Annotated in this window: 5 protein-coding genes; all 5 read left to right on the top strand. The window is 61.2% G+C overall.

The window, feature by feature from the left end:
• Positions 1-333, top strand: a 333-nt coding sequence (locus tag MRY75_RS04740) for an NAD-binding protein (protein WP_292306001.1), incomplete at its 5' end; no start/stop codon positions are given.
• Between the two features lie 41 nt (positions 334-374).
• Positions 375-1,346, top strand: a complete 972-nt coding sequence (locus MRY75_RS04745) for a TRAP transporter substrate-binding protein (protein ID WP_292306002.1) — start codon at positions 375-377, stop codon at positions 1,344-1,346.
• 111 nt (positions 1,347-1,457) lie between these two features.
• Complete coding sequence (locus MRY75_RS04750; protein WP_292306003.1) at positions 1,458-2,744, top strand: TRAP transporter large permease; 1,287 nt, start codon at positions 1,458-1,460, stop codon at positions 2,742-2,744.
• Positions 2,741-3,217, top strand: a complete 477-nt coding sequence (locus tag MRY75_RS04755; protein ID WP_292306004.1) for a TRAP transporter small permease — start codon at positions 2,741-2,743, stop codon at positions 3,215-3,217. Before MRY75_RS04750 ends, MRY75_RS04755 begins: the two co-directional genes overlap by 4 nt.
• 13 nt (positions 3,218-3,230) lie before the next feature.
• On the top strand, positions 3,231-3,557 hold the full coding sequence (locus tag MRY75_RS04760; RefSeq protein WP_292306005.1) for an NIPSNAP family protein: 327 nt from the start codon (positions 3,231-3,233) through the stop codon (positions 3,555-3,557).
• The last annotated feature ends 524 nt before the right edge of the window (positions 3,558-4,081 follow it).

Genomic DNA, 4,081 nt, shown 5'->3' on the forward strand with positions numbered 1-4,081 from the left:
GCCCTGGCGGCGCGCGACGGGCTGGATCTGAGCAAGGTGATCGGCATCATCTCCGCCGCCGGCGGCAAGTCGGGGATGATGGACCTGTATGGCGAGATGACCCTGCGCCGGGATTTCACGCCGCACATGTCGCTGGCGAATGCGCAGAAGGATGTCCGCTACTACGCGGAATGGCTCGAGCAGGCCGGCTTACCCGGCTTCATGGCGCAGTCGGTTCACCAGACATATGCGCTGGCCTCGATCATGGGGCACGGCGACGAAAGCTGCACGGCCGTCATCAAGGCTTACGAGGAGATGACCGGCGTCCAGGCCGTCCTGAAAGACGGAGAATGACCGCCTAAATCGGCGGCTAACGAAAACCTTGGGAGGAGAAATTGCGCATCAAAACGATGCTGGCAGGCGTCGCCCTGCTGGCCCTGTCGATCCCGGCTCAAGCCGCCGATGTCACCTTGAAGATGGCGCACTTTGCCGCCGAGACCCATCCGGGTCACTTGGCCGCCGTCCAATTCGCCGAAAATGTGAAGGCGCGCACCGGTGGTGCCGTGGCCGTGGAACTGTTTCCGGCGAACCAGCTCGGCTCGCCGCCGGAACAGCTGGAGCAGACCGTGCTCGGCGCCATCGACATGAACCTGCCGACCCATGGCGGGCTCGACAAGTACGAGCGAGCCTTCGGCACTGCCATGACCCCTTTCGCGTTCTCGAGTTATGAGCACGCGCACAAGGTTCTGGACGGCGCATTCACCGACTGGGTGGGGCCGAAGATCGAGGCACACGGCCTGGTGATGCTGTCCCACTGGGAGTACGGCTTCCGCAACATCACCAATTCCGAACACCCGATCAACACGCCGGACGACGTGAAGGGGCTGAAGCTCCGCACGCCGCCGGAACTGCAGATCGTTGCGGCGATGGAAGGCCTGGGCGCGGCGACCACGCAGATTGCGTTTCCGGAACTGCCGAACGCGCTGAACCAGGGCGTTGTCCAGGGACAGGAGAACCCTATCGGCGTGATCTATCACTACAAGCTCGACGACTTTCAGGACCACATGGCACTGACCCGCCATGTCTACAACGCCATGATCCATGTCGTGAGCAAGGCGTCCTGGGACAAGCTGACACCGAACCAGCAGCGCATCATCCGAGAGGAAAGCGCCAAGGCCGGCGCGATGATGCGTGCTTCCGTGCAGGCTCAGGAAGAGGAGGAGATCGCTGCCCTGAAGGCCCGCGGCATGCAGGTTACCGCTCCGGATCTCGCGCCGTTCTCCGCCAAGATGGGGCCCGCCCGTGAACGGGTCGCGGAATACAGCGGCAAGGAGAACATGGAGAAGTTCCTGAGTTTCCTGAAGTAAGTATCAGGTGCTTTGGAATGGCCGGGGCGCACCTGCGTCCCGGCTCCCTCCATCTCTGTCGGTCTGGTTCTGTCCCGATGGCGGAACTGCGACGACCCGTCGAGGCTATTCATGACTTCCTTGTTGATTTTGAGCGCTCTGCTCGTGCTGATCCTCGTGGGTGTTCCCGTTGCGGTCAGCCTCGGCATCACGGCGATCGGCTTCTATGTCCTGCGCGGCGATTTCGGCATTCTGGCGATGGTGCCACAGCGCATGTTCTCCGCGACGACCGGCTTCACCTTGCTGGCGATCCCCTTCTTCATTCTCGCCGGCAATCTGATGAACACGGGCGGGATCACGCACCGCATCTTCCGGTTCGCGGATGCTTGTGTCGGACATATCAGGGGCGGTCTCGGCCAGGTGAACGTGCTGGCCTCGCTGTTCTTCTCCGGAATGTCCGGTGCCGCGGTGGCGGACGCGGCCGGTCTTGGTCAGGTCGAGATCAAGGCCATGAACGAACGCGGCTACGACCGAAACTTCTCAGCGGCGATTACCGCCGCCTCTTCGACCATCGGGCCGGTTTTCCCACCCTCAATTCCATTTGTTCTCTACTCCTCCATCACCGGCGTTTCCGTGGCGAAGCTATTCCTGGCTGGCGTCGTGCCGGGCGTTCTCATGGCCGTCGCACTGATGATCGCGGTTTATCTGGTCGCCCGTATTCACCGCATGCCGAAGCGGGATCGGATCGATTGGATTGAATTGTTCAAGAGCGGCTTGGACAGCGCGCTCTCCCTGCTAACCCCGGTCATCGTCATTGCCGGGATCTTCGGTGGCGTTTTCACACCGACTGAAGCCGGCGTCGTCGCCTCGGCCTATGCGCTGATCCTCTCCATGTTCGTCTATCGGGAAGTGAAGCTGGCCGACCTGCCTGCGATCTTATGGGAGACCCTGAAGCACACGATCCGGGTCATGTTCGTGATCGCCTCGGCCGGGTTCTTCGGCTGGCTGCTCATCCAGCAACGCATCCCAAACGCCTTGGTCTCCTCCATGCTCGCCCTTTCCGAGGATCCGGCGGTCATTCTGACCATCATCGTGCTGATCCTGCTGGTCTTGGGCATGTTTCTGGAGGGCATTGCAGTGATCGTGCTCACGGTTCCGCTGTTTCTTCCGGTGGTGAATGCCATCGGCGTCGACCCCATCCAATTCGGCGTCATCATGATCATGTGCTCCATGGTCGGGTTGCTGACTCCGCCGGTCGGCATGGTGCTGTTTGCGGTATCCTCGGTCGCCGGTATCTCGGTCGCGCGCCTTTCGCGCGCATTGCTGCCCTATCTGGCCGGACTGCTCCTGGTCCTGATCGCGATCACGGCAATCCCGAGCCTTTCGACCTGGCTGCCCAATCTGGTGATGGGGCAATGACCATGCAGGCTTTCGACAGGCTTCTCGGGACATGCCTACGCGGCATAGCGATGATGTGCCTTGGGACGCTGTTCCTGTTGCTGTTGATCAATGTGGTTGCCCGTACGTTCGAGCTTGCTGGCTTCTCCTGGTTCGACGAGATCGTGCGCGGCTGCTTTGCCTGGATGGTTTTCATCGGCGCCGCCGCCCTGTGGCGCGAGAACGATCACTTCCAGGTCGATTGGCTGCAGAAGAGCCTCACGACGGTCGGAGCCAAGGTCGCGCACACTGCGTTGATCGGGTTGGTCAGCCTCGCCTTTCTCCTGGTGATGACTTGGTACGGCTACGTTCTGTTCGACAGGGCCAATGCCATGACACCCATCCTGCGCATACCCGAGCGGCTGTTCTACGCAGCCATCCCCATATCCGGAGCCATCATGACCGCCTACACGTTGGTGCGGCTCTTCCGGGGCTTCTTCACGCCAACCAAATGAGAAGGACGAGTCCATGATCTTCGACCACCGCACCTATGTCTGCCGCCCCGGCACGATCAAGCTACATATGAAGCTCTATGAGGAATTCGGCTGGCAGGTGCAAAAACGGCATCTCGGCGACCCCGTGGTCTACGGTGCAGTGGAGACGGGCGACGTCAATTCCTACGTCCATATCTGGGTCTACAAGGATGCAGCCGATCGTGCCGCCAAGCGTGCGGCGATGGCCGCTGATCCGGAATGGGCCGCCTTCCTGCAGAAGAGCGCCGAAGCCGGATATCTGATTTCGCAGAACAACAAGATCCTGACCGCCGCGCCGTTCTTCACCTTGAAGGGCGAGTAAGCGACGCCGGCCCGGTCTGAGCCGCGAGCATGGGCCGGCCCGCAGACGGAGGAATTCAACCGCGCTGCGGGCCGGTCCCATGTCCAACGGCCAAGACCTTCATCTGTCTGTGGCCAGCCATCCTGGGATCCGCCCTCTGAATGGTCTGAGCCCCGTTCTGAGCCCCGTTTGGTCCCTCTGTCATAAGGGGAGTCCTTGGGATTGATATTCTGCCCGCTGCGGACTGGCCAACGCACCGAGAGCGGAGCCGTCCAGTTGCGTGAGCGAGCAGCGCATAGCGGGGTGAGACAGCGAAGCTGGTAAACGCCCGCTCAGTACGGCACTACGTGGTGTCGATCGGCGGCACCACGGGCCGTAGCACGGGCTGTCTTGGAGAGCAGCTATGTCGGAGAAGGGCAGTTACCTTGGCAAAGACTGTCGCCTCTCACCAGCTTCCGAAGTGCTTCCTGGCAACAAAAAACGGCCTAGCCTGTATTGTCTAAGCCGTTGATATCTTTGGTTGCGGGGGCAGGATTTGGTCAAGA

The sequence above is a fragment of the Marivita sp. genome (genome assembly GCF_022763305.1).
Lineage (GTDB): Bacteria > Pseudomonadota > Alphaproteobacteria > Rhodobacterales > Rhodobacteraceae > Marivita.

Excerpts from the sequence above, each read along its gene's own strand:
- MRY75_RS04755 (WP_292306004.1), top strand. The coding sequence starts at position 2,741 with ATGACCATGCAGGCTTTCGACAGGCTTCTCGGGACATGCCTACGCGGC.
- MRY75_RS04750 (WP_292306003.1), top strand. The coding sequence starts at position 1,458 with ATGACTTCCTTGTTGATTTTGAGCGCTCTGCTCGTGCTGATCCTCGTG.
- MRY75_RS04760 (WP_292306005.1), top strand. The coding sequence starts at position 3,231 with ATGATCTTCGACCACCGCACCTATGTCTGCCGCCCCGGCACGATCAAG.